The sequence below is a fragment of the Streptomyces sp. A1136 genome (assembly GCF_004795055.1).
GTDB lineage: Bacteria > Actinomycetota > Actinomycetes > Streptomycetales > Streptomycetaceae > Streptomyces.
The window spans coordinates 1-705 of the sequence record NZ_SSBJ01000157.1 but is presented as its reverse complement, the minus strand read 5'-3'; the positions used below and the strand labels follow the sequence as shown (position 1 = coordinate 705).

Annotated in this window: 1 protein-coding gene; it reads left to right on the top strand. The window is 65.7% G+C overall.

Annotation, left to right across the window (positions count from 1 at the left end; genetic code table 11):
* The coding region (locus E6R62_RS37800) for a TipAS antibiotic-recognition domain-containing protein (RefSeq protein WP_206308993.1) at nt 1–329 on the top strand (329 nt) is incomplete at its 5' end.
* Between the last annotated feature and the right edge of the window lie 376 nt (nt 330–705).

The following is a 705-nucleotide window of genomic DNA, read 5'->3' as shown; positions in this document are numbered from 1 at the left end:
CCTGGGAGCAGTCCCGCCAGGCCATCGAGACGCTCACCGCCGAGGACACGGAGCGGTGGCAGCGCGAGGTGACGGCGCAGATGATCCGCATCGCGGAGTTCATGGCGGCCGGCACCCCGGTGGCCGATCCCGCGGTACAGGCGGAGATCGACGCCCACTACCAGAGTGTGTGCCGGTTCTGGACTCCGGACGCGACCGCGTACAAGGGGTTGGCCCAGACGTACGTCGACGACCCGCAGTTCCGCCGGAACTTCGACAAGATCGCCGAGGGCCTGGCCGCGTACCAGCGCGAGGCGATGGTCGCCTACGCCGACACCCGCCTGAGCTGACCGGGGCGTGTGGTCGGTAGGCCGCAGACTCCGATAGACGCATGGCCGACCTTTCTCATCAATGAGGGGACCAGATCAATGAACATTTCGCGCAAGATGAAATCCGGCGCCGTTGCGACCGCAGTGGCCCTCGCCCTGCCCGTACTCGGCTTGGCGACCGCCTCGCCTGCGGCGGCCGGGAGCTGTGACTTCGGGGGTGGCAGTGGTGACAGCTGCACTTCGCGGTTCCAGCCGACGAGGTCGAATTGCGATGGAGTCATGGGATATCTGCGGTCGCATGGCGGAAACCTCGGAAGGATGAACAACACTTTCCAGGATGAATGGCGCCAGTGCGCTGCCGCCTACATCGGGTTCGGCCGGGGCTGAGATTTTATCT